At 67.8% G+C, this 22,268-nt stretch carries 21 protein-coding genes; 11 read left to right on the top strand and 10 right to left on the bottom strand.

Features of this window, described 5'->3' with window-relative positions:
* Window positions 1-34 precede the first annotated feature (34 nt).
* The 8 genes from EEB19_RS01135 to EEB19_RS01100 all read right to left on the bottom strand — a co-directional run bounded on the left by EEB19_RS01135 (window position 35) and on the right by EEB19_RS01100 (window position 7,112).
* The gene (locus EEB19_RS01135) at window positions 35-499 is read right to left on the bottom strand and encodes a DUF1992 domain-containing protein (protein ID WP_187582362.1); all 465 of its coding nucleotides are present in this window, start codon (window positions 497-499) and stop codon (window positions 35-37) included.
* 8 nt (window positions 500-507) lie between these two features.
* Window positions 508-903: a metal-sulfur cluster assembly factor gene (locus EEB19_RS01130; protein WP_187582360.1), complete on the bottom strand. Its 396-nt coding sequence runs from the start codon at window positions 901-903 to the stop codon at window positions 508-510.
* Entirely contained in the window at window positions 900-1,379 is a 480-nt protein-coding gene (gene sufU / locus EEB19_RS01125; RefSeq protein WP_187582358.1) for a Fe-S cluster assembly sulfur transfer protein SufU, read from the bottom strand. The genes EEB19_RS01130 and sufU overlap by 4 nt, the downstream gene beginning before the upstream one ends.
* Before the next feature lie 4 nt (window positions 1,380-1,383).
* The gene (locus EEB19_RS01120) at window positions 1,384-2,679 is read right to left on the bottom strand and encodes a cysteine desulfurase (protein WP_187582356.1); all 1,296 of its coding nucleotides are present in this window, start codon (window positions 2,677-2,679) and stop codon (window positions 1,384-1,386) included.
* A 25-nt stretch (window positions 2,680-2,704) separates the two neighbouring features.
* Window positions 2,705-3,478, bottom strand: a complete 774-nt coding sequence (sufC, locus tag EEB19_RS01115; RefSeq protein WP_187582354.1) for a Fe-S cluster assembly ATPase SufC — start codon at window positions 3,476-3,478, stop codon at window positions 2,705-2,707.
* Window positions 3,479-3,583: 105 nt separating this feature from the next.
* Entirely contained in the window at window positions 3,584-4,816 is a 1,233-nt protein-coding gene (sufD, locus tag EEB19_RS01110; RefSeq protein WP_187582352.1) for a Fe-S cluster assembly protein SufD, read from the bottom strand.
* Window positions 4,816-6,297 (bottom strand): Fe-S cluster assembly protein SufB, encoded by a 1,482-nt coding sequence (gene sufB / locus EEB19_RS01105; RefSeq protein ID WP_262365353.1) that lies wholly within the window; start codon window positions 6,295-6,297, stop codon window positions 4,816-4,818. Before sufB ends, sufD begins: the two co-directional genes overlap by 1 nt.
* On the bottom strand, window positions 6,294-7,112 hold the full coding sequence (locus EEB19_RS01100; RefSeq protein WP_316245453.1) for a metalloregulator ArsR/SmtB family transcription factor: 819 nt from the start codon (window positions 7,110-7,112) through the stop codon (window positions 6,294-6,296). The genes sufB and EEB19_RS01100 overlap by 4 nt, the downstream gene beginning before the upstream one ends.
* Before the next feature lie 162 nt (window positions 7,113-7,274).
* On the opposite strand from EEB19_RS01100, the gene mptB reads away from it, so the two are divergent.
* From mptB to EEB19_RS01080, 4 genes are all read left to right on the top strand, one after another.
* The gene (gene mptB / locus EEB19_RS01095; protein ID WP_262365352.1) at window positions 7,275-9,110 is read left to right on the top strand and encodes a polyprenol phosphomannose-dependent alpha 1,6 mannosyltransferase MptB; all 1,836 of its coding nucleotides are present in this window, start codon (window positions 7,275-7,277) and stop codon (window positions 9,108-9,110) included.
* Window positions 9,111-9,263: 153 nt separating this feature from the next.
* A complete protein-coding gene (locus EEB19_RS01090; RefSeq protein WP_262365351.1) occupies window positions 9,264-10,205 on the top strand; it encodes an ABC transporter ATP-binding protein in 942 nt (313 codons plus the stop codon).
* A complete protein-coding gene (locus EEB19_RS01085; RefSeq protein WP_187582349.1) occupies window positions 10,202-10,993 on the top strand; it encodes an ABC transporter permease in 792 nt (263 codons plus the stop codon). Before EEB19_RS01090 ends, EEB19_RS01085 begins: the two co-directional genes overlap by 4 nt.
* Entirely contained in the window at window positions 10,990-12,021 is a 1,032-nt protein-coding gene (locus EEB19_RS01080) for a heme A synthase (RefSeq protein ID WP_187582347.1), read from the top strand. The genes EEB19_RS01085 and EEB19_RS01080 overlap by 4 nt, the downstream gene beginning before the upstream one ends.
* Window positions 12,022-12,078: 57 nt before the next feature.
* Here EEB19_RS01080 and EEB19_RS01075 read toward each other — a convergent pair whose 3' ends face one another.
* Window positions 12,079-12,462: a hypothetical protein gene (locus tag EEB19_RS01075; RefSeq protein ID WP_187582345.1), complete on the bottom strand. Its 384-nt coding sequence runs from the start codon at window positions 12,460-12,462 to the stop codon at window positions 12,079-12,081.
* A 104-nt stretch (window positions 12,463-12,566) separates the two neighbouring features.
* On the opposite strand from EEB19_RS01075, the gene EEB19_RS01070 reads away from it, so the two are divergent.
* On the top strand, window positions 12,567-13,535 hold the full coding sequence (locus tag EEB19_RS01070) for a quinone oxidoreductase (RefSeq protein WP_187582343.1): 969 nt from the start codon (window positions 12,567-12,569) through the stop codon (window positions 13,533-13,535).
* Window positions 13,536-13,765: 230 nt separating this feature from the next.
* On the opposite strand, the gene EEB19_RS01065 is transcribed toward EEB19_RS01070, so the two are convergent.
* Window positions 13,766-14,770, bottom strand: a complete 1,005-nt coding sequence (locus tag EEB19_RS01065; RefSeq protein ID WP_187582341.1) for a heme o synthase — start codon at window positions 14,768-14,770, stop codon at window positions 13,766-13,768.
* Between the two features lie 251 nt (window positions 14,771-15,021).
* On the opposite strand from EEB19_RS01065, the gene tkt reads away from it, so the two are divergent.
* The 6 genes from tkt (at window position 15,022) to EEB19_RS01035 (ending at window position 22,250) form a co-directional block, all read left to right on the top strand.
* Window positions 15,022-17,118: a transketolase gene (gene tkt / locus EEB19_RS01060; protein WP_187582339.1), complete on the top strand. Its 2,097-nt coding sequence runs from the start codon at window positions 15,022-15,024 to the stop codon at window positions 17,116-17,118.
* Window positions 17,119-17,122: 4 nt separating this feature from the next.
* The gene (gene tal / locus EEB19_RS01055) at window positions 17,123-18,241 is read left to right on the top strand and encodes a transaldolase (protein WP_187582337.1); all 1,119 of its coding nucleotides are present in this window, start codon (window positions 17,123-17,125) and stop codon (window positions 18,239-18,241) included.
* A gap of 5 nt (window positions 18,242-18,246) precedes the next feature.
* Window positions 18,247-19,785, top strand: coding sequence for a glucose-6-phosphate dehydrogenase (gene zwf / locus EEB19_RS01050; RefSeq protein ID WP_187582335.1), 1,539 nt, complete (start codon window positions 18,247-18,249; stop codon window positions 19,783-19,785).
* 37 nt (window positions 19,786-19,822) lie between these two features.
* Window positions 19,823-20,740, top strand: coding sequence for a glucose-6-phosphate dehydrogenase assembly protein OpcA (locus EEB19_RS01045; RefSeq protein WP_187582333.1), 918 nt, complete (start codon window positions 19,823-19,825; stop codon window positions 20,738-20,740).
* A complete protein-coding gene (gene pgl, locus EEB19_RS01040) occupies window positions 20,740-21,471 on the top strand; it encodes a 6-phosphogluconolactonase (RefSeq protein WP_187582331.1) in 732 nt (243 codons plus the stop codon). Before EEB19_RS01045 ends, pgl begins: the two co-directional genes overlap by 1 nt.
* A 77-nt stretch (window positions 21,472-21,548) precedes the next feature.
* Entirely contained in the window at window positions 21,549-22,250 is a 702-nt protein-coding gene (locus EEB19_RS01035) for an NAD(P)H-dependent oxidoreductase (protein WP_187582329.1), read from the top strand.
* The last annotated feature ends 18 nt before the right edge of the window (window positions 22,251-22,268 follow it).

Genomic DNA, 22,268 nt, shown 5'->3' with positions numbered 1-22,268 from the left:
TCGCGGACGGCCGGGATCCGGACCCGTGCGACGGTCAACCGCGGGACCGGCGCAGCTCCCGCCACCTGTCGATCAGATCCTCGACGTCGACGGTGTGCGCGGTGACCAGGGTCGGCACTCCGGCCCGCGCCCCCAGATGCGCTTCGCGCACACGGCGATTGAAGTCCGTGAGGATCTCGCGGACCGCGTCCTCGTCGGCGATGGCGACCAACGAGTCCGGGAAATCCTGCGCCTCCTTGCGCAATTGCAACGGCATGGGCAGCAGCGCCGACGAATCCAGATTCTCGTCCCGGATCTTGCGTTTCACCCACCAGTCGGGATCGTCGGCGTCGCTCAGGTCGAGCGGCTTGCCCATCCCGGGCAGGTTGTCGAACTCGCCGCGCTCGGTCGCCTCACGGATCATCTTCTCGACCCGCGACTCATGACGCGGTGGCTGCCAGCGGCGTACACGGCGGAACCGACCCTCGGCGGGCGGTTGTTCGTCGGACGTGCCGGTCATCGCAGGGCTCAGACAGTGAAGCCCAACGCCCGCAACTGTTCACGGCCGTCGTCGGTGATCTTGTCCGGACCCCACGGCGGCATCCACACCCAGTTGATCTCCATGTCCGTGCACAGTCCGCTGTTGACCAGCGCTGCCCGGGACTGGTCCTCGATGACGTCGGTCAACGGGCATGCCGCGGACGTCAGGGTCATGTCGATCTTCGCGACTGCGTCGTCGGTGATATCGATGCCGTAGACGAGGCCGAGGTCGACCACATTGATCCCCAGCTCCGGGTCGACGACGTCGCGCATCGCCTCCTCGACGTCCTCCAGCAGTGGCAGTGAGGTTGTCGGCGCCTCGGGTGGGACCGTGGCCGACGGGGTGCCGGTGGCCGCCGACGTGGTGGTGGTGTCGTCGCTCATGCTGACTGTGCTCCTGACGATTCCGTGGACGGGGTGCCGTCCACTGTTCGGGCCAACGCGTCCTTGAAGGCCATCCATCCCAGCAACGCACACTTCACACGTGCCGGGTACTTGCTCACGCCGGCGAAGGCGATGCCGTCGCCGATGACGTCCTCGTCACCCGCGTCCGCGCCGCGCGAGGTCATCATCGCGCTGAACGAGTCCAGGGTGGCCAATGCGTCGTCGACCGGTTGTCCGACGAGCTGATCGTGCATCACCGATGTCGACGCCTGCGAGATCGAGCACCCCTGGCCGTCGTAGGAGATGTCCTCGACGGTCGCACCGTCGGCGGAGAGGGCGACCCGGAGGGTGACCTCGTCGCCGCAGGTCGGGTTGACGTGATGCACCTCGGCGCCGTACGGGTCGCGCAGTCCTCGGCCGTGTGGGTGTTTGTAGTGATCCAGGATCACTTCCTGGTACATCTGCTCCATGCGCATGGCGCTACCTCACCCCGAAGAACGTCTGGGCACGCACGATCGCGTCCGCCAGCACGTCGATCTCGGGCTGTGTGTTGTAGGCGGCGAACGATGCGCGTGCCGTCGCCGCCACGCCGAATCGCTTGTGCAGCGGCCAGGCGCAGTGGTGACCGACACGGATCGCGACACCGTCGTCGTCGAGAATCTGTCCGAGGTCGTGGGCGTGGATGCCGTCGACCACGAACGAGACCGCACCGCCACGCGACTCCGGGGTGGCCGGACCGATGATCCGGACGCCGTCGATGTCGTGTAGCCGCTCCAGCGCGTAGGCGGTCAGCCGGTGCTCGTGCTCGGCGATGACGTCCATCCCGAGCGCCTCGAGATAGTCCACCGCCGCACCGAGACCGACCACCTGCGACGTCATGGGGACGCCGGCCTCGAACCGCTGCGGCGGCGGTGCATAGGTGGACACCTCCATCGACACCGTCTCGATCATCGATCCGCCGGTGATGAAGGGCGGCAATGCCTCCAGCAGGGCCGCCTTGCCGTAGAGGACGCCGACACCCGACGGCCCGAACATCTTGTGCCCGGAGAACGCCGCGGCATCGACGTCGAGATCCGCGAGATCGACCGACATGTGCGGAACCGACTGGCAGGCGTCGAGCACCACCAGCGCGCCGACCGCACGTGCGCGCCGGACCAACTCGGGGACGTCGGCGACGGCACCGGTCACATTCGACTGATGCGTGAACGACACGACCTTGACGGTCTCGTCGAGATCCAGCGAGTCGAGATCGATGCGTCCGTCGTCGGTGACGCCGTACCACCGCAGCGTGGCGCCGGTCCGACGGCAGAGTTCCTGCCACGGCACGAGATTCGCGTGGTGTTCGAGTTCGGTGATCACGACCGTGTCGCCCGGACCCAGGCGGGAGCCATCGAGCAGCGGAGCCGATCGGTCGTCGCCGAGCGTGTAGGTGATGAGGTTGAGCGCCTCGGTGGCGTTCTTGGTGAACACGACGGTGTCCGGGGTCGCCCCGACGAAATCGGCGATCTTCGCGCGGGCGATCTCGTAGGCGTCGGTCGCCTCCTCGGCGAGCTGATGCGCACCACGATGCACCGCGGCATTGTGCGTGGTCAGGAACTCTCGCTCGGCGTCGAGTACCTGGACGGGTCGCTGCGACGTCGCCCCCGAGTCCAGATACACCAGGGGTTTGTCGTCGCGGACGGTGCGCGTCAGAATCGGGAAGTCCGCACGCAACCGCTCGACATCCAGCGACGACGACGGAGTTGTCGACGAGACGGTTTCGGGTGACAGGGTCACGAGGATGCCTCCTTCACCGGCAGGGTCAGCCTGCGGCAGCCGCCGAGGTGAACCGGATGTAGCCGTTCTCTTCGAGCTCGTCGGCGAGCTCGGGTCCGGCCGACTCGACGATCCGACCGTTGACGAACACATGGACGAAATCGGGCTGGATGTATCGCAGGATCCGGGTGTAGTGGGTGATCAGCAGGACGCCACCGTGCTCGCGCTCCTTGTAGCGGTTGACCCCCTCGCTCACCACACGAAGAGCGTCGACGTCGAGGCCGGAGTCGGTCTCGTCGAGGATCGCGATCCGCGGCTTGAGAAGGTCGAGCTGCAGGATCTCGTGGCGCTTCTTCTCGCCGCCCGAGAATCCCTCGTTGACGCTGCGCTCGCCGAAGGACGGGTCGATGTCGAGAGACGTCATCGCCTCCTTGGTCTCCTTCACCCAGTGGCGCAGCTTCGGGGCCTCACCGCGCACGGCCGTGGCGGCGGTCCGCAGGAAGTTCGACATCGACACGCCCGGCACCTCGACGGGGTACTGCATCGCGAGGAACAGTCCGGCACGGGCACGCTCGTCGACGCTCATCTCGAGGACGTCCTCGCCGTCCAGAGTGATCGAACCCTGCGTCACCTGATACTTCGGATGACCGGCGATCGCGTAGGACAGGGTCGACTTGCCGGACCCGTTGGGGCCCATGATGGCGTGCGTCTCCCCCGACGACACCGTCAGGTCGACGCCCTTGAGGATGTGGATGGGCTCGGCGTCGGCGTCGCTCTGTGCGACGTCGACGTGCAGGTCACGGATTTCCAGAGTGGTCATGTGGGTGTCTTTCTCAGGCTGTGATCTCGATACGACCTCGGCTCGCGCCTCGGTCCACTCGATCAGCGGTCGGGTTCTCGGTCGTGTGGGGCCGGTGGCGTCGGCTCAGGCGCCGGCGAGTTCGAGTTCGGACTCGATGGCTGCCTCGAGCCGCTCGCGCAGGTCCGGCACAGAGATCTTCGCGATGATCTCGCGGAAGAAGCCGCGGATCACCAGGCGTCGTGCCTGGTCCTCCGGGATTCCTCGCGCCTGCAGGTAGAACAGCTGCTCGTCGTCGAAGCGTCCTGTCGCGCTGGCGTGTCCGGCGCCGACGATCTCGCCGGTCTCGATCTCCAGGTTCGGGACCGAGTCCGCCCGGGCATTGTCGGTCAGGACCAGGTTGCGATTCAGCTCGAAGGTGTCGGTGCCCTCGGCGGCCGGACGGATCAGCACGTCGCCGATCCACACCGTGTGCGCCTCCCGCGTCCGGTCACCGCTCGTATCGCCCTGCAGCGCACCCTTGTACACCACGTTCGACCGGCAGTGCGGCTGACTGTGATCGACGAGCAGACGCTGCTCGAGATGCTGTCCCGCGTCCGCGAAGTACAGTCCCCAGAGTTCGGCATCGCCACCGGGGGCGTCGTAGTGCACGACCGGCGAGAGACGGACCAGGTTGCCGCCCAGGCTGATCGCGAAGTGCCGGACCACGGCGTCGCGGCCCACCCGGATGTGATGTGCGGCCACGTGCACGGCGTCATCGGCCCAGTCGTGGACGTTGACCACGGTGAGCGATGCCTGGTCGCCGACGACGAACTCGATGTTCTCGGCGTAGGTGCCGCTGCCGTCCTGGTCGAGGACGACCACGGCACGGGCGAACGGCTCGAGCCGGATCTGGACGTGACCGAAGGCCACCTCGCCTTCACCCGGACCGGTCAGCTTGACCACGACCGGTTCACCGAGTTCGACCTCGCGACCCACGGTGACGATCGTCGCGTCGCTGAACGACGAGAAGGCCTGGGCGGCAACACGATCGAACGGGACGCCACCGTCGCCGAGGCGGTTGTCGTCGCGACCGACGGTCTCCACCGTCACGCCCTCGGACGCGCCGGACACCTCGATCGTCGGGTCGGCGGTCCGCTGCGCGGAGCCGTCGTGCAGGCCGCGCAGACGACGGAACGGGGTGAACCGCCACACCTCTTCACGAGGGCTGGGCACCTCGAACGCGTTCACGTCGAACGACGTGAACATCTCGCCCTTGTTGACCGGGGCGGCTTCGCCGCCGTTCACGGGGGCGGCTTCGCCGCCGTTGACCGGGGCATCCGCGCCCGGCGTGGTGACCGGAATCGTGGGATCTGCCATCAGCCGACGGCTCCTTCCATCTGCAGTTCGATCAGGCGGTTGAGTTCGAGCGCGTACTCCATCGGGAGTTCCTTGGCGATCGGCTCCACGAATCCGCGGACCACCATCGCCATCGCCTCGTCCTCGGTCAGGCCGCGGCTCATCAGGTAGAACAGTTGATCGTCACTGACCTTCGACACCGTCGCCTCGTGGCCCATGGTCACGTCGTCCTCACGGATGTCGACGTACGGGTACGTGTCGCTGCGCGAGATCGTGTCGACCAGCAGCGCATCACATTTCACCGTCGACCGGCTGCCGTGGGCGCCGTTGTTGACCTTGATCAGCCCTCGGTAGGACGCACGTCCACCACCGCGGGCGACCGACTTCGACACGATGTTGCTCGAGGTGTTCGGTGCCAGGTGCACCATCTTCGAGCCGGTGTCCTGGTGCTGCCCCTCGCCCGCGAAGGCGACCGAGAGGACCTCACCCTTGGCGTGCTCGCCGGTCAGCCACACGGCCGGGTACTTCATCGTCACCTTGGACCCGATGTTGCCGTCGATCCACTCCATCGTGGCGCCGGCCTCGGCCTTGGCGCGCTTGGTGACCAGGTTGTAGACGTTGTTCGACCAGTTCTGGATGGTCGTGTAGCGGCAGCGTCCGCCCTTCTTCACGATGATCTCGACCACCGCGGAGTGCAGCGAGTCGGTCTTGTAGATGGGTGCGGTGCAGCCCTCGACGTAGTGCACGTAGGCGCCTTCGTCGACGATGATCAGGGTCCGCTCGAACTGACCCATGTTCTCGGTGTTGATCCGGAAGTAGGCCTGCAGCGGGATGTCCACGTGGACGCCCGGCGGCACGTAGATGAACGAGCCACCCGACCAGACGGCGGTGTTCAGCGCGGAGAACTTGTTGTCGCCCGCGGGGATGACGGTCCCGAAGTACTCCTGGAAGATCTCCGGGTGCTCCTTGAGCGCGGTGTCGGTGTCGAGGAAGATGACGCCCTGCTCCTCGAGATCCTCACGGATCTGGTGGTAGACGACCTCGGACTCGTACTGGGCGGCGACACCCGACACGAGGCGCTGCTTCTCGGCCTCGGGGATGCCCAGTTTGTCGTAGGTGTTCTTGATGTCCTCGGGAAGGTCGTCCCACGTGGCGGCCTGCTTCTCCGTCGACCGGACGAAGTACTTGATGTTGTCGAAGTCGATGCCGTCGAGCTCGGCGCCCCAGTGCGGCATCGGCTTACGGTCGAAGATGCGCAGGGCCTTGAGCCGCTGCTCGAGCATCCACTCGGGCTCGCTCTTCTTGCCCGAGATGTCGGCGACGACCGCTTCGGACAGGCCGCGCTGCGCGCTCGCGCCCGCCACATCGGAATCGGCCCAGCCGTAGCCGTACTTGCCCAGGGACGCGATGGTCTCTTCCTGGGTCAGCGGCGCCGGCTTCGTGGGGGCCGACCCTGCGTCTGTCGCAGAGGTGTCGGTCACGGTGGGGTCGGTGACTGTCATCGCGAGGCCTTTCGACTCGTCTTCTTCGGGTGAGCGGATGCGGGCTGTGCATCGCTCTCTGTCGTGGCGGAGCCCCCTGCGGGCGGGACCCTGGTGCCTTCCGGCGGTGGATGGAGCGGGACGTGGGTCGTGCACGCGCAGTCCCCGTTGGCGATGGTCGCCAGGCGCTGCACGTGCGTCCCCAGGAGTTCGGTGAAGACCGCGGTCTCCGCCTCGCACAACTGCGGGAACTCGGCGGCGACGTGGGCGACCGGACAATGATGCTGGCAGATCTGCATCCCCGTGCCGACCTCGCGGGTGTTCGCCGCGAAACCCGCGCTCGTGAGTGCATCCGCGATGTCGTTGACGGTGTCCGCGACCGATCCCGACCTCTCGGCGGGGATTACGTCCGCGACGATCTTCTCGACCCGGTCGCGTGCGAATTCCTCCACGGCCTCCTCGCCGCCCACGGAGCGGAGCTTGCGCATCGCGGCACCGGCGAGGTCGTCGTAGGCGTGGCGCAGCTTGCCGCGGCCCGTCGCGGTGAGCTGGAACCACTTGGCCGGGCGACCACGTCCCCGGCGCCCGAATCCCGACGACGACGTCTCGACGTCACCGGCCTCGGCCAGCGCATCGAGGTGGCGTCGGATGCCCGCGGCACTGATGCCGAGCCGATCAGCGATCTCCGTCGCCGTCAGCGGCCCGTCCTCGACCAGCAGGGAAACCACTGCAGCCCGGGTCTGCCCGTCGTGATGACCGGCCAGGCCCCCACCTGCGTCGGAGGGGCCCGACGGCGCGGCTGCGGGCAGCGCTGTATTGCTCCTCATGGTTTTCACAACACAAGTGTGTCGTAATTACTTCCCGGGTGCCAGCAAGGATGCCCTTAGTCGGACATCGCGTCCGGTGGCGCCGACAACACGCACCGCGGCCCGGGCACAGGCGAACCGGCCGATCATCCGCTACCGGGCCGGTCACCGCAGGGCACTAGAGTCGTCGGCGTGCCAGAAACCACGGTGACGCGGAGTCGGGGCCGCTCGCTGCGTGAGCGCCTGCGCCCCGCGGCCGACTACCTCGGACTCAGCCGGTCCCCGGGCGCCGGGCCGACGCCGCCGTCCGCAGACACCGAACGCCGAGGTGACTACGGCAAGGCCGTTGCGCGCCTGCACGACGACGAGCGAGAGGTCGGACCGCTCAACGCGGCCGAGAACCGTCGCCTCCTGCGGATCAAGTTGTTCGGCGCCACCGGATCGGTGCTGTTGCTCATCGGCTCCCTCGGGACCGGAGCCGTCCCGGTCCTGCAGAATCCGGTCGCCGGCATGCGGGTGCTCTCGCTGCCGTCGCGGATGTGGAGCACCGCGCTGACCCTGTCGATCGGCGGCACGATCATGCTCGTCGTCGCCTGGCTGCTGCTCGGGCGTTTCGCCGTCGGCCGATTCAGCGTCGAGGTGCTGGGAGGTCGCAGCCCCGAACGGCGGATGACCCGCCGTCAGGCCGATCGCACGCTGATGTTGTGGATCGCGCCGATTGTGGTCGCCCCGCCCCTGTTGTCGAAGGATGTCTACTCCTACCTGGCACAGAGCGCCATCGCCTTCAAGGGGATGGATCCGTACGTGGTGAGTCCGGTGCGCGGGCTCGGCGTCGACGACGTACTCACGCGCTCGGTCCCCAACCTCTGGCGCGACACCCCCGCGCCGTACGGACCACTGTTCCTGTGGATCGGCAAGGGCATCACCGCGGTGACCGGTGACAACATCACCGCGGCCATCTTCCTGCACCGGCTGCTGGCCCTGGTCGGGATCGCACTGATCGTCTGGGCGCTGCCCCGGCTCGCGAGACGGTGCGGCGTGTCGTCGGTCGCGGCCCTGTGGCTCGGCGCGATGAACCCGCTGCTCATCCTCCACCTGGTCGGCGGCATCCACAACGAGGCGCTGATGCTGGGCATGATGCTCGTCGGCATCGAACTCTGCTTCCGGGCCATCTACGGCAGTGACCGATTACGCAGACCGGGATCGTTCTGGCCGTCGGCGGCCGGATGGACGCTCGTCGCCGGCGCAGCGGTGTTGTCGGCGTCGGCGATGATCAAGGTGACCTCGATGCTGGCGCTCGGCTTCGTCGGCATCGCCCTCGCGCAACGGTGGGGCGCCTACCTGCCCGCACTGAGACATGCGCCCATCGGGCAGTGGTGGGAGCGATCCCGGCGATCGATCGTGGCGCTGACCGCCTCCGCAGGCGTGCTCGCTGTCGTTCTCGTGGTGGTCATGGTCGCGATCTGTGTCGGCACCGGTCTCGGGTTCGGGTGGACGAGCACCCTGTCCACCGGTGGTGTGGTGCGGTCATGGATGTCGATGCCCACCCTGCTGTCGGTGACGACCGGACGCATCGGACTCGCCCTCGGCCTCGGCGACCAGACGCAGGCGATCCTCGAGGTGGGCCGCCCGCTCGGGCAGTTGGTCGCGGCGGTGTTCATCATCCGGTGGATGCTGGCGTCGCTGGGCGGTCGCCTGCATCCGCTGGGCGCACTGGGTGTGTCAATGGCCACAGTCGTGGTGTTCTTCCCGTTCGTCCAGGCGTGGTACCTGCTGTGGGCGGTCATCCCGCTCGCGGCGTGGGCGACCCGTCCGTGGTTCCGGCTCACGACCATCGCGGTCTCGGCGATCATCGCGATCGTGGTGATGCCGACGAGTTCGAACACCAGCGGAGTCGTACTCGCCCAGGGACTTCTGGCCGGGGTCATCATGGTCGCCGTGATGACGGCACTCTTCTTCGAGGACCTGCCCGTGCACCGATGGCTACGCGCACGGCGGGTCCGCAACCATCGCGAGGAGAAGGTCTGATCGGCATCGTCACCCGCCGTCGGCGGCCCGTCCGCAATTTTTGGCCGACGGGCACGAAAGCATAGTCTGGCCAGTGTGCGCGGCACGACGATGCGAGAGCGATACCACGGAGATGATCGACGGCCTGATCATCGACCGGTCGATGGTCGCACCGTGACCGCCGCGGATTCGTCGGACCTCGCCTTGCGCGTCACCGGCCTGATCAAACGCTACGGGGAGCGGACCGCCGTCGACGGTCTCGATCTGGAACTGCCGACCGGTTCGGTGCTCGCACTGCTCGGCCCCAACGGCGCGGGCAAGACGACCACGGTCGAGGTCTGTGAGGGGTTCCTGACCGCCGATTCCGGATCGGTGTCGGTCCTCGGGCACGATCCCGCCGTAGACAACGACATCCTGCGCCGTCGTATCGGGGTCATGTTGCAGGGTGGCGGCGCCTATCCGGGGGCGCGGGCCGAGGAGATGCTGCGACTCTGCGCCGCCTACAGCGCAGACCCGATCGATCCGGGCTGGCTGCTCGAGGTCCTCGGACTCGCCGACTGCGCGCGCACCTCGTTCCGACGACTGTCCGGCGGGCAGCAGCAACGACTGTCGCTGGCCTGCGCCATCGTCGGACGGCCCGAACTGGTCTTCCTCGACGAACCCACCGCGGGTCTGGACGCCCATGCCCGGATCATGGTGTGGGAGTTGATCGATCGCCTCCGCGGTGACGGTGTGTCGGTGCTGCTGACCACCCATCTGATGGACGAGGCCGAAGAGCTGGCCGACCGGGTCGTCATCATCGACAACGGCCGTGTCGTCGCCTCCGGGACCCCTGCCGACCTCACCAGTCGTGGTGCCGAGAACGAACTACGGTTCTCCGCGCCCCGTGGTCTCGACCTGTCGCTGCTGAAGCTCGCGCTCCCGGAAGACCACCGGTGCACCGAGACCGCACCGGGCTGCTACCTCGTCGACGGCGGGCCGGTGACACCGCAGGTGCTGGCCACGGTCACCGCGTGGTGCGCGAAGATCGACGTGCTGGCGACCGACCTGCGGGTCGAGACACGCAGCCTCTCCGACGTCTTCCTCGACCTCACCGGACGGGCTCTGCGCTCATGACCACCGCCAACCGCTTCGCACCCGGCACCTTCACGCCGCGTCCCCGCGCCGCCTCGCTCCCGGCGATCCTGATCGCCCAGTCGCGTATGGAGCTGACGCTCCTGCTGCGCAACGGCGAGCAGCTGCTGCTCACCATGTTCATCCCGATCACATTGCTGGTCGGCCTGTGCCTGCTGCCGGTCGACACCGGCCTCGGCTCGTCGACAGCCGAGCGGGCCACGACCTTCGTACCGGCGATCATGACCGTCGCGATCATGTCGACGGCGTTCACCGGCCAGGCGATCGCCCTGGGCTTCGACCGGCGTTACGGCGCGCTGAAACGACTGGGTGCGACTCCCCTGCCGCGGTGGGGCATCATCGCCGGCAAATCGATCGCCGTGACGATCGTGGTGGGCCTGCAGTCGGTCATCGTCGGCGGGATCGGACTCGCGTTCGGATGGCGCCCCTCGCTGGTGGGACTGCTCCTGGGTGCGGTCCTGATCGCCGTGGGGACCGTCACGTTCTCGGCGCTGGGTCTCCTGCTCGGCGGCACGTTGAAGGCCGAGGTCGTCCTGGCCCTCGCCAACCTGCTGTGGTTCGCGCTGGTGGGTGTCGGCAGTCTCGTGGTGATGGGTGACCGTGTGCCCGAGGCGGCGCAGTGGGCGGCCCGATGCGTGCCGTCGGGCGCGCTGACCGAGGCGCTCGGACAGGCCACGCACGGGTCGGTGGACGTGTTCGGAATCTGTGTGTTGGTGGCGTGGGCGGCTGTCGCAGCCGTGTTCGCGGTGAGGTGGTTTCGGTTCGAATGACAGTGTCCAACGAGTCTTCATCCACGACAGGGTCTTCCGCGGCGACGGCGTCGTCGGCGGTACACACCTCTGAGGGGGCCGCCGTCCGGTCGTCCGGCGGACGGTTCGACCGCGTTCCCGGATTCGGCCGTCCCACAGCACGGTTCGTGTACTGGTGGGCGATCGCGTTGCTGGCCGCCAACGTCGGCATCGTGGCGACCGGCGGCGCCGTGCGTCTCACCGGCTCGGGGCTGGGCTGCCCGACGTGGCCCCGCTGCACCGACGACTCCTTCGTCCCGCACGGGGCACTCGGTGTCCACGGTGTCATCGAGTTCGGCAACCGGATGCTCACCTGGGTGCTCATCGTCATCGCGATCGCGGCGTTCACCGCGGTCCTCCGTTACGCCCGCGCCCGGCGACGGGAGCGGTGGCTGGTCACCGTGCTCGCCTTGGGCATCCCGTTCCAGGGCGTCATCGGCGGCATCACCGTGCTCACCAAGCTCAATCCGTGGGTCGTCTCGCTGCATTTCGTGTTGTCGATGATCCTGGTGTCCGGCGCCACCGTGCTCGTCTTCCGATTGCGGCCCAGCGCCCCGCCGACCGCCCCGGCAGGTCCCGGAACCCGCCTCGGCCGCAGTCTGGCCGTGCTGCAGTATCTGGTCACGTGGGCGGTGATCTACCTGGGCACCGTGGTCACCGGATCGGGACCCCACGCCGGTGACACCGAGGCTCCTCGCAACGGCCTCGCGCCCGACCACGCGACGCAGCTGCATGCCGACTCGGTCTTCGTGCTGATCGGTCTGGCGGTGGCGATCGCGGTGTTCACCCGAGTGCTCGCCGTCGACGAACAGAAGACGGCCTACACGTTCCTCGGGCTGCTCGCGGTCCAGGGTGTGGTGGGCGTCGTGCAGTACAACACGGGGCTGCCGATCGTGCTCGTGATCATCCACATGACCGTCAGCGCGCTGTTGTTGATCTGCGCGACCTGGCTGATCCTGCAATTCGGAACGCGGACCGTCGTCGCCGAGCAGCCGTCCGCGACTCGGTAGCACCGGGCACCTGGGCCGTTCCGCAAGTTCCGGCCGTGATCGGTCGGACGGCAACGATCAGAGAATGGCGCTGTTGCGTGCCTTCGGGAAACGCTTCTGGTGGGCCACCCAGCCGGCCATCTTGCGATAGTGCGAGGGCGACACGTTCGCCGCGGAGGTCAGGTCCCGGTCCCACTCGGCTGTCTCGAGTCCGTCGATGGCTGCGACCACGGCCTCGGCCGTCGCGATGTCGGTGACGACGCGGTCGCCGAGGATTCCGCCCTTCTCCCCGACGAGGGTGATCCGCACTCCGGCGGCCCCGATGGGCTGGAGGACGGCTTTCGCCGATCCGCCCTCACGCGAGATGAATCCCCGCACGGATGCCACGACGTCCTGCGGTGCCGCCACGGCGGGCGCCTCGGCGTCGGTCCCGGTGCTGTCCGAATCCTGCTGCTCGCTCATGGTGTTCGAATATACCGGGGTCGATGTCACCGGCCTCGCCGACCACCTGGCGCGGACGACGTCGGGTGCAGGAGCGCGTACCGGGCATGCGGTAGAACTGACCCATGCACGCAATTCAGGTGGTTCGACACGGTGGTCCCGAGGTCCTGGAGTTCGGGACGGTCGACGATCCGATCCCGGCGCCCGGCGAGATCCTGGTCCGCACCGCCGCCGTCGGCGTGAACTTCATCGACACCTATCTGCGACGTGGCCTGTACCCCTCCACGCCGCCCTACATCCCCGGCGCGGAGGGTTCCGGTGAGGTCGTGTCGGTCGGCGCCGACGTCGAGGGCATCGACGTCGGTCAGCGTGTCTGCTGGGTCGACAGCCCCGGTAGCTACGCCGAACTCGTGGCCGTACCCGCATCGCGAGCCGTTCCGGTGCCCGACGGTGTCGGTGACGACGTCGCCGGCTCCGCGATGCTGCGCGGACTCACCGCGCACTACCTGCTCGACGGCAGCGCGCATCCCGGCTCCGGCGACACCGTTCTCGTCCACGCGGGTGCCGGCGGTGTCGGACTGATCCTGACCCAGCTCGCCAAGCGCCGCGGCCTGCGCGTCATCACGACGGTGTCGACCGCCGAGAAGGCCGAGCTGTCGTCGGCGGCCGGGGCCGATCACGTGCTGCGCTATGGCGACTCGCTGGCCGAGGACGTCCGGTCGCTGACCGACGGTCGCGGTGTCCCGGTGGTCTACGACGGTGTCGGCGCGGACACCTTCGAGCAGTCGCTCGCCTCCACTGCGATCCGCGGGATCATCGTTCTCTTCGGAGCCGCGTCCGGACCGGTGCCGCCGTTCGATCTGCAGCGTCTCAATCCGGCCGGTTCACTGTCGGTCACCAGGCCCACGTTGGCGCATTTCATCGCCGATACCGACGAGTTGCGGTGGCGTGCGGGTGAGTTCCTCGGCGCGATCGCCGACGGCGACATCGATGTCCGCGTCGGTCAGCACTACCGCCTCTCCGACGCCCAGCAGGCACACCACGATCTCGAGAACCGCGCCACCACCGGCGCGACCGCACTGCTGCCCGACTGACGCCCGGGTCACGGCCTCGATCAGCGCCCGACCGCACCCCGATCGGCGGAACCGGGCACGATCGGCGAGGTCCTGGGCACGATCGACGAAGCCCTGGGCACGATCGACGAAGCCCTGGGCACGATCGACGAAATCCTGGGCACGATCGACGAGATTTCGGGCACGGTCGGCGAGATGCGGCTCGGTGCCTCGGCGGGCTCGAGGCCCACGGACGACGACGCGCCGCAGACTCAGAAGTAGCTGGTGATCAGCGGGAGGTTGACGACCGCGTCGATGGCGAGGCCACAGAAGAGGATCGCGAGGTACTCGTTGGACTGGAGGAAGATCTTCAGCGGCGCCACCTCGGCGCCGGCACGGGTCTCCTTGTACAGCTTCTGCACCCGGCTGGCGAACCATCCGCCCGACAGGACCGCGACCGCCGCATAGATCCAGCTCGTCCCGGCGATCAGCACGAGTGAGCTGATGACGGTGGCCCAGGTGTAGATGACCATCTGCCGGGTGACGCGTTCCTCGGTGGCGATGACCGGCAACATCGGGACGCCCGCGGCGCGGTAGTCCTCCTTGTAGCGCATCGCCAGCGCCCATGTGTGCGGCGGTGTCCAGAAGAAGATCACCAGGAACAGCACGATCGGCTGCCAGCCGATCGTCCCGGTCACGGCGGCCCAGCCCACCAGGGTGGGCATGCATCCCGCGGCCCCGCCCCAGACGACGTTCTGCCAGGTGCGGCGTTTGAGGATCATCGTGTAGACGCCGACGTAGAACGCGATCGTCGCCGTCACGAGCAGCGCACTGAGCAGATTGGCGGCCCACCAGAGCACACCGAACGATCCGAGCCAGAGCACGATGCCGAAGATCAGTGCGCTTCGCGTCGACACCGCGTGCCGGGCCAACGGTCGACGGGCCGTGCGCTTCATCTTCTGGTCGATGTCCGCGTCGGCGACCATGTTGAGCGTGTTCGCACTCCCGGCACCGAGCCAGCCGCCGAGCAGGGTGGCGGCGATCAGTGCGATGTCGACGTGGCCGCGGTCGGCCTGCAGCATCACCGGGATGGTCGCCACCAGGAGCAGCTCGATCACGCGCGGCTTGGTCAGCGCGACGTATGCGAGGACGGTGGCCCGGACCCGGGACGGAACCGACGGTGTCGCGTCGGTCGGTGGGACTGCGGGAGCCGTCTCGCCATGGGTACCACGGGATGCGGCGGACAGATCTCCGCTCACACGATCCCCAATCCTCACGGCTACTCCTCGTCTGCCCGGGCGGCGCGGCAACGCAGCCGCGGGCTACTACACAGCATGGTAGACCGTGGGTTCGGCGATCGAAGAATCGAGTCCCGCCCACCTTCACGTCACTCACCGCGCCGCCTGGAAGTGCGGCCGATTACTCTGGACCCCGTAGCTGCCGAAGCACACCATCGGCCGATCAGATCCCGCCCACCCTCGCAACCGATAACCATCGCAACCGACCAGGTACAGGAGACAGCACGACCGTGGCGCTCACAGATGACATCAGTGCACTGACCAAGCCGTCCTACCCGGACGACTGGACCGACGTGGACACCCGAGCCGTGGACACCGTCCGGATCCTGGCCGCGGACGCCGTGCAGAAATGCGGCAGCGGTCACCCCGGCACCGCGATGAGTCTCGCTCCCCTCGCCTACACCCTCTTCCAGCGCGTGATGCGCCATGATCCCGCCGACACCGACTGGGTGGGCCGCGACCGGTTCATCCTCTCGTGCGGCCACTCGAGCCTGACGCTGTACATCCAGCTGTATCTCGGCGGGTTCGGCCTCGAACTCGACGACATCGAAGCGCTGCGGACCTACAAGTCCAAGACCCCGGGACACCCGGAGTTCCGTCACACCCGGGGCGTCGAGATCACCACCGGGCCGCTCGGCCAGGGACTCGCCTCGGCCGTCGGTATGGCGATGGCGTCGCGACGCGAGCGCGGGCTGTTCGATCCGTCTCCCGCGTGGGGCGAGAGCCCGTTCGACCACTACATCTATGTAGTGGCCTCGGACGGCGACATCGAGGAGGGCGTGACCTCGGAGGCGTCGTCACTGGCCGGGACCCAGCAACTCGGCAATCTGATCCTCTTCTACGACGACAACAAGATCTCCATCGAGCACGACACGAAGATCGCTCTGTCCGAGGACACCGCCAAGCGGTACGAGGCGTACGGCTGGCACGTGCAGGTCGTCGAGGGCGGCGAGGACGTCGTGGCCATCGAGAATGCCGTCGCCGAGGCCAAGAAGGTCACCGACCGGCCGTCGATCATCGTGCTGCGGACCATCATCGGCTACCCGGCACCGACGAAGATGAACACCGGTGCGGCGCATGGCGCCGCGCTCGGCGACGACGAGGTCGCCGCGACGAAGAAGATCCTCGGATTCGATCCGGACAAGAACTTCGAGGTCACCGACGAGGTGATCGGTCACACCCGGGCTCTCGTCGACCGCGGCCGCAAGGCCCATCAGGAGTGGGAGTCCGACTTCAACGCGTGGGTGGCCCGCGAGCCCGAGCGCAAGGAACTGTTCGACCGCGTCAGCCAGGACAGACTGCCCTCGGGCTGGGCCGATGTGCTGCCGACCTGGGAGGTCGGCGACTCGGTGGCCACGCGTTCCGCGTCCGGCGACGTGCTCAGCGCGGTGGGCCCGGTGCTCCCCGAGTTGTGGGGCGGGTCCGCCGACCTCGCCGGCAGCAACAACACGACGATCAAGGGCGCCGACTCGTTCGGCCCCACGTCGATCACCACCGACGACTGGAATGCCGAACCCTACGGGCGCACACTGCATTTCGGTGTCCGTGAGCACGCGATGGCCGCGATCCTGTCCGGCATCGTGCTGCACGGACCGACTCGCGCCTACGGCGGTACGTTCCTGCAGTTCAGCGATTACATGCGTCCGGCCGTGCGACTGGCGTCCCTGATGGACATCGACCCCATCTACGTCTGGACCCACGACTCCATCGGTCTCGGCGAGGACGGTCCCACGCACCAGCCGATCGAGCACCTGTCCGCGTTGCGCGCGATCCCCAACCTGAGTGTGGTGCGCCCGGCCGATGCGAACGAGACCGCTGCCGCATGGAAGACCGTGCTGGGCAAGTCCAGCAGCAGCGGGCCGGTCGGACTCTGCCTCACTCGGCAGAAGGTCCCGGTGCTCGCCAACACCTCCGCCGAGGGCGTCGCCAAGGGTGGCTACGTTCTGGTCGAGTCCTCGACTCCCGCACCCGAGGTGATCCTCATCGCCACCGGTTCCGAGGTCGAGATCGCGGTGGCCGCGGCCGAGACCCTCGAAACGCAGGGCATCGGCACCCGGGTGGTGTCGATGCCGTGTATGGAGTGGTTCGACAGCCAGGACCAGAACTACCGCGACCAGGTGTTGCCGCCGACCGTGAAGGCCCGGGTCTCCGTCGAGGCCGGCATCGCGATGTCGTGGCACAAGATCGTCGGCGGATTCGGTGAATGTGTATCGCTCGAGCATTACGGGGAATCCGCGGATTACAAGACGCTGTACAAGGAGTTCGGGATCACTCCCGACGCCACCGTTGCCGCAGCACAGCGTTCGATCGCCAACGTGAAGGGATAGAAGCATGACGCAGAATCCGAAATTGGCCGAACTGTCCGAAGCCGGTGTGTCCGTGTGGCTCGACGATCTGTCGAGGGACCTCATCAGCTCCGGTGACCTGAAGGGACTGACCGAGACCAAGTCGGTCGTCGGCGTCACCACCAACCCGTCGATCTTCCAGGCCGCACTGTCCAAGGGCACCAGCTACGACGCCCAGGTCAACGAGCTGGCCGCCCGAGGCGCCGACGTCGACGCCACGATCCGCACGGTGACCACCGACGACGTCCGCAACGCCTGTGATGTTCTCGCACCGGTCTTCGAGGCCTCCGGCGGCGTCGACGGGCGGGTGTCCATCGAGGTGGATCCCCGACTGGCCCATGACACCGACGGCACCGTCGCCCAGGCGGTCGAACTGTGGAAGATCGTCGACCGCCCGAATCTGCTCATCAAGATCCCGGCCACCGAGGCGGGCCTGCCGGCGATCACCCGCACCCTCGCCGAGGACATCAGTGTCAACGTGACGCTGATCTTCTCGGTCGAGCGGTACAAGAAGGTGATGGACGCCTATCTCGACGGCCTCGACGCGGCAGCGCAGGCCGGGCACGACCTGTCCTCGATCCACTCGGTCGCCTCGTTCTTCGTGTCGCGCGTCGACACCGAGATCGACAAGCGCCTCGACGCGATCGGGACCCCGGAGGCCACCGAACTGAAGGGCAAGGCGGCGCTCGCCAATGCGCGGCTCGCCTACCAGGCCTACCAGGAGGTGTTCGAGGTCGAGTCGCGGTTCCCCGATCTCCTCGCGCAGGGCGCCCGCCCGCAGCGACCCCTGTGGGCGTCGACCGGCGTCAAGAACCCGGACTACCCGGACACCCTGTACGTCAGCGAGCTCGTCGCTCCCAACACCGTCAACACCATGCCGGGCAAGACGATGGACGCCTTCGCCGACCACGGGTGGGTGAACACGGGGTCCATCATCGGTCTCGGCGCGGCGTCGGCGGAGGTCTTCGACAAGCTCGCCGCCGCAGGCATCGATGTCGCCGACGTCTTCAAGGTCCTCGAGGACGAGGGTGTGCAGAAGTTCGAGGACTCGTGGAACGAGTTGCTCGACGCCACCGCTGAGCAGCTGTCGTCCGCGAAGGGCTGACCAGGGTGGCCGGCACCGCCTCGACCTGGAGCAACCCGCTCCGCGATCCGCGCGACAAACGCCTGCCCCGGATCGCGGGACCGTGCAGTCTGATCATCTTCGGGGTCACCGGTGACCTGGCACGCAAGAAGCTGATGCCCGCGGTGTACGACCTCGCCAACCGGGGTCTGTTGCCGCCTTCCTTCGCGCTCGTGGGTTTCGCCCGACGGGACTGGGACGACGAGGATTTCGCGACCGTCGTACACGACGCCGTCCGGGATCACGCGCGCACCGGGTTCCGCGAGGAGGTGTGGGAGCGGCTCGCCGAGGGTTTTCGTTTCGTCCAGGGCTCGTTCGACGACGACAACGCGTTCGACCGACTGAAGGAGACCCTGCACCGCCTCGACAAGGAGCGCGGCACCGACGGGAATCACGCCTTCTACCTGTCGATCCCGCCGAAGGCCTTCCCGACCGTGTGCGAGCAACTGCACCGTAGCGGCCTGGCCACCGAGGACGAGGACAATTGGCGACGCGTGGTCATCGAGAAGCCCTTCGGGCACGACCTCGAGTCGGCGAAGGAACTCAACTCGATCGTCAACAGCGTGTTCCCCGAGTCGTCGGTGTTCCGCATCGACCATTACCTCGGCAAGGAGACGGTGCAGAACATCCTGGCGTTGCGGTTCGCGAACCAGCTGTTCGACCCGCTGTGGAGCTCCCATTACGTCGACCACGTCCAGATCACCATGGCCGAGGACATCGGGCTGGGCGGTCGGGCCGGGTACTACGACGGCATCGGCGCGGCCCGCGACGTCATCCAGAACCATCTGCTCCAACTGATGGCGCTGGTGGCGATGGAGGAGCCGATCTCCTTCGAGCCCAAGCAATTGCAGGCCGAGAAGATCAAGGTCCTGGCCGCGACACGCAACATCCTGCCGCTCGACGAGAACACCGCCCGCGGTCAGTACGGCCCCGGGTGGCAGGGCAGCCAGAAGGTGTCCGGCCTGCTCGACGAGGAGGGCTTCGCCAAGGACTCCACGACGGAGACCTACGCCGCGATCGCCCTCGAGGTCGATTCACGGCGTTGGGCCGGGGTGCCGTTCTACCTGCGGACCGGAAAACGGCTGGGTCGCCGGGTCACCGAGATCGCGCTCGTCTTCAAGCGGGCACCTCATCTGCCGTTCGACAAGACCATGACCGAGGAACTGAGCCAGAACGCACTCGTCATCAGGGTCCAGCCCGACGAGGGCATCACCCTGCGGTTCGGTTCCAAGGTTCCGGCGTCGAGCATGGAGGTGCGCGACGTCAACATGGACTTCAGCTACGGTACGGCGTTCACCGAGGCGTCGCCGGAGGCCTACGAGCGGCTGATCCTGGACGTGCTGCTCGGCGAGCCGTCCCTGTTCCCGGTGAACGAAGAGGTCGAATTGTCGTGGCGCATCCTCGATCCGGTGATCGAGGCATGGGCGGAGAGTGGCCGGCCGGACACCTACGAGTCGGGTACGTGGGGGCCGGGCACGGCCGACGAGATGATGGAGCGGGTGGGTCGCAGTTGGCGGCGGCCATGACCTCGCAGCGTGAGAACTACCGACAGGATGACGCACGATGATCGTCGAACTCCCGGACACCTCCACCAATGTCGTCGCCAAGAAGATCGTCGAGGTTCGTGAATCGGGCGGCGCGATCAGCCTCGGGCGCGTCCTGACGCTCGTCGTCTGCGCCGATCACGGCGAGCCCACCGAGGGCGCCATCGAGGCCGCGATCGGAGCGAGCAGCGAGCATCCGAGTCGCGTGATCGTCGTGTGCCGTGGCGATCGTGACTCCGAGTCGCGGCTCGACGCCGAGATCCGGGTCGGCGGTGACGCCGGTGCATCGGAGGTCGTGGTCCTCACCCTGCGGGGAGATCTGGCGAATCATCCGCGATCGGTGGTGACCCCTTTCCTGCTGCCGGACACCCCGGTCGTCACCTGGTGGCCGGGCAATGCACCGGAGGACCCGGCGCGGGACCCGATGGGCACCCTCGGCCGTCGGCGGATACTCGACGCGAGCCGGTCGGCGAATCCGCGGACGGTGCTCGCCCGTCGGCTGGCCACCTACGCGCCGGGTGACTCCGACCTCGCATGGACCCAGATCACCCACTGGCGAGCCTTGCTGGCGTCGGCCGTCGACCGCCCGCCACACTCGGCCATCACCGCGGTCGAGGTGACCGGGCCCGGCGACTCCCCTGGCGTCGACCTGCTCGCCGGATGGTTGCGGTCCTCGCTGGGTGTGCCGACGACCCGCCGCATGGGGAGCTTCGAGGTCCGGCTGATCCGCGAGGACGGCCCCACCGTGCTGGCGGTCGACCAGAACAACAACGCGGTGCTGACCATGCCGGGCAAACCCGATGGGCGCGTGGCGATGTCGCGACGCGAGTTGCCGCTTCTGCTCGCCGAGGAACTGCGGCGACTCGACATCGACGAGGTGTACGAACAGGCCCTGAGCGGTGTGACCGAGATCGAGGTCGAGGGAGAGGTGGCGTGATGACCCCGGAGACACTCGTCTTCGACGACAAGGGCGAACTGGTGACGACCGCGGCGCGACGGTTCGTCGATCTGGTCACCCGGGCGCAATCCGATCACGGCGTGGCGTCGGTCGTGCTGACCGGCGGCAGCAACGGTATCGCGATCCTGCGTGCACTGGCCGCCGACAGCGGCGACATCGACTGGGGCAGGGTCGAGCTCTTCTGGGGGGACGACCGGTTCGTGCCGGCCGACGACCCGGAACGCAACTACGGCCAGGCCCGCGACGCTCTCCTCGACCACGTCCCGATCGATCCGGAACGCGTGCACGCGATGGCCCCGTCCGACGGCGAGTTCGGCGACGACATCGCCGCCGCGGCCGCCGACTACGCCGGTGTCCTCGAACGATTCGGCGCCGGACGAGTGCCGCACTTCGACCTCCACCTGCTCGGCATGGGCGGCGAGGGACACATCAATTCCCTCTTCCCGCACAGCGCGGCCACCGCGGAGACCGAGAAGACCGTTGTCGCCGTCGAGGATTCACCCAAGCCGCCCCCGCGTCGGATCACCCTCACCCTGCCGGTGGTCAATCGCAGCAAGGCGGTCTGGTTCCTCGTGGCCGGCGACGACAAGGCGGAGGCCGTCTCGGCCGCCCACACCGGTGCGCACGCCGCCGACTGGCCGTGTGCCGGTGCCCATGGAACCGATGAGACGGTCTGGCTCCTCGACCGCGGCGCCGCCTCGCGCCTGTAGACCACGCCGACACCCGACCGACCGGCCAGGACGGCGGTGCCGGAATGCGAGACGCCCATGGTCGCGTTGCACCGGACATGCGAGCACTGTGGGTCGTGGCACACCCCGACGAGGGGTCCCTCAATCATCACCTCTACCGGTTCGGCAGCGACCAGTTGCGCACACGCGGATGGGACGTCGACTCCTCGGATCTGTACGCGATGGACTGGGATCCGATCCTGCGCAAGGAGGGCGGCGCCGACGTCGCGGTCGAGCAACGCAAGCTGCGCGACGCCGATCTCGTCGTTCTGCAGTTCCCACTCTGGTGGTACGGGATGCCCGCGATCATGAAGGGCTGGGTCGACCGCGTCTTCGAACGTGGTTTCGCCTATGACGTCATCGATCCCGACACCGGTCGGGCCCGGAAGTACGGCGACGGCGGGCTCGTCGGCCGGCGCGCGCTGACGATCGTGACCGCGGGCGACCGGCCCGGCAGCCTCGGCCCGCGCGGGATCAGCGGCGATGTCGAGGACGTGCTGTGGACCACGCTGCACGGCACCCTGTGGTACACCGGCATGCAGGCGCTCCGCCCACATCTCATCACCCGGGCACGCGACGTCGACGACACCACGGTCGGTGACGTCGAACAGCAACTGGCCGATCGCCTTGCCGGTGTCGCCGACGAACCTCCGATCCCCTATCTGCCACTCGACGAGCGCTACTACGACCACTCGATCCGGCTGTGCCCGGAGGTGTCGGCGGGCGCAAGCGGCAATGCCGCACACCGATTCTCGGACTGACCGAAACAGCGTCGGTGC

The organism is Gordonia sp. OPL2 (assembly GCF_003797825.1).
GTDB lineage: Bacteria > Actinomycetota > Actinomycetes > Mycobacteriales > Mycobacteriaceae > Gordonia.
This window is presented reverse-complemented; position numbering and strand designations above follow the sequence as displayed.

What these genes read in the sequence shown, in the direction of transcription:
- EEB19_RS01135 (WP_187582362.1), bottom strand. Translation starts at nt 499, where the DNA reads ATGACCGGCACGTCCGACGAACAACCGCCCGCCGAGGGTCGGTTCCGC.
- EEB19_RS01130 (WP_187582360.1), bottom strand. Translation starts at nt 903, where the DNA reads ATGAGCGACGACACCACCACCACGTCGGCGGCCACCGGCACCCCGTCG.
- sufU (WP_187582358.1), bottom strand. Translation starts at nt 1,379, where the DNA reads ATGCGCATGGAGCAGATGTACCAGGAAGTGATCCTGGATCACTACAAA.
- sufC (WP_187582354.1), bottom strand. Translation starts at nt 3,478, where the DNA reads ATGACCACTCTGGAAATCCGTGACCTGCACGTCGACGTCGCACAGAGC.
- sufD (WP_187582352.1), bottom strand. Translation starts at nt 4,816, where the DNA reads ATGGCAGATCCCACGATTCCGGTCACCACGCCGGGCGCGGATGCCCCG.
- sufB (WP_262365353.1), bottom strand. Translation starts at nt 6,297, where the DNA reads ATGACAGTCACCGACCCCACCGTGACCGACACCTCTGCGACAGACGCA.
- EEB19_RS01085 (WP_187582349.1), top strand. Translation starts at nt 10,202, where the DNA reads ATGACCACCGCCAACCGCTTCGCACCCGGCACCTTCACGCCGCGTCCC.
- EEB19_RS01080 (WP_187582347.1), top strand. Translation starts at nt 10,990, where the DNA reads ATGACAGTGTCCAACGAGTCTTCATCCACGACAGGGTCTTCCGCGGCG.
- EEB19_RS01075 (WP_187582345.1), bottom strand. Translation starts at nt 12,462, where the DNA reads ATGAGCGAGCAGCAGGATTCGGACAGCACCGGGACCGACGCCGAGGCG.
- EEB19_RS01070 (WP_187582343.1), top strand. Translation starts at nt 12,567, where the DNA reads ATGCACGCAATTCAGGTGGTTCGACACGGTGGTCCCGAGGTCCTGGAG.
- tal (WP_187582337.1), top strand. Translation starts at nt 17,123, where the DNA reads ATGACGCAGAATCCGAAATTGGCCGAACTGTCCGAAGCCGGTGTGTCC.
- EEB19_RS01045 (WP_187582333.1), top strand. Translation starts at nt 19,823, where the DNA reads ATGATCGTCGAACTCCCGGACACCTCCACCAATGTCGTCGCCAAGAAG.
- pgl (WP_187582331.1), top strand. Translation starts at nt 20,740, where the DNA reads ATGACCCCGGAGACACTCGTCTTCGACGACAAGGGCGAACTGGTGACG.
- EEB19_RS01035 (WP_187582329.1), top strand. Translation starts at nt 21,549, where the DNA reads ATGCGAGCACTGTGGGTCGTGGCACACCCCGACGAGGGGTCCCTCAAT.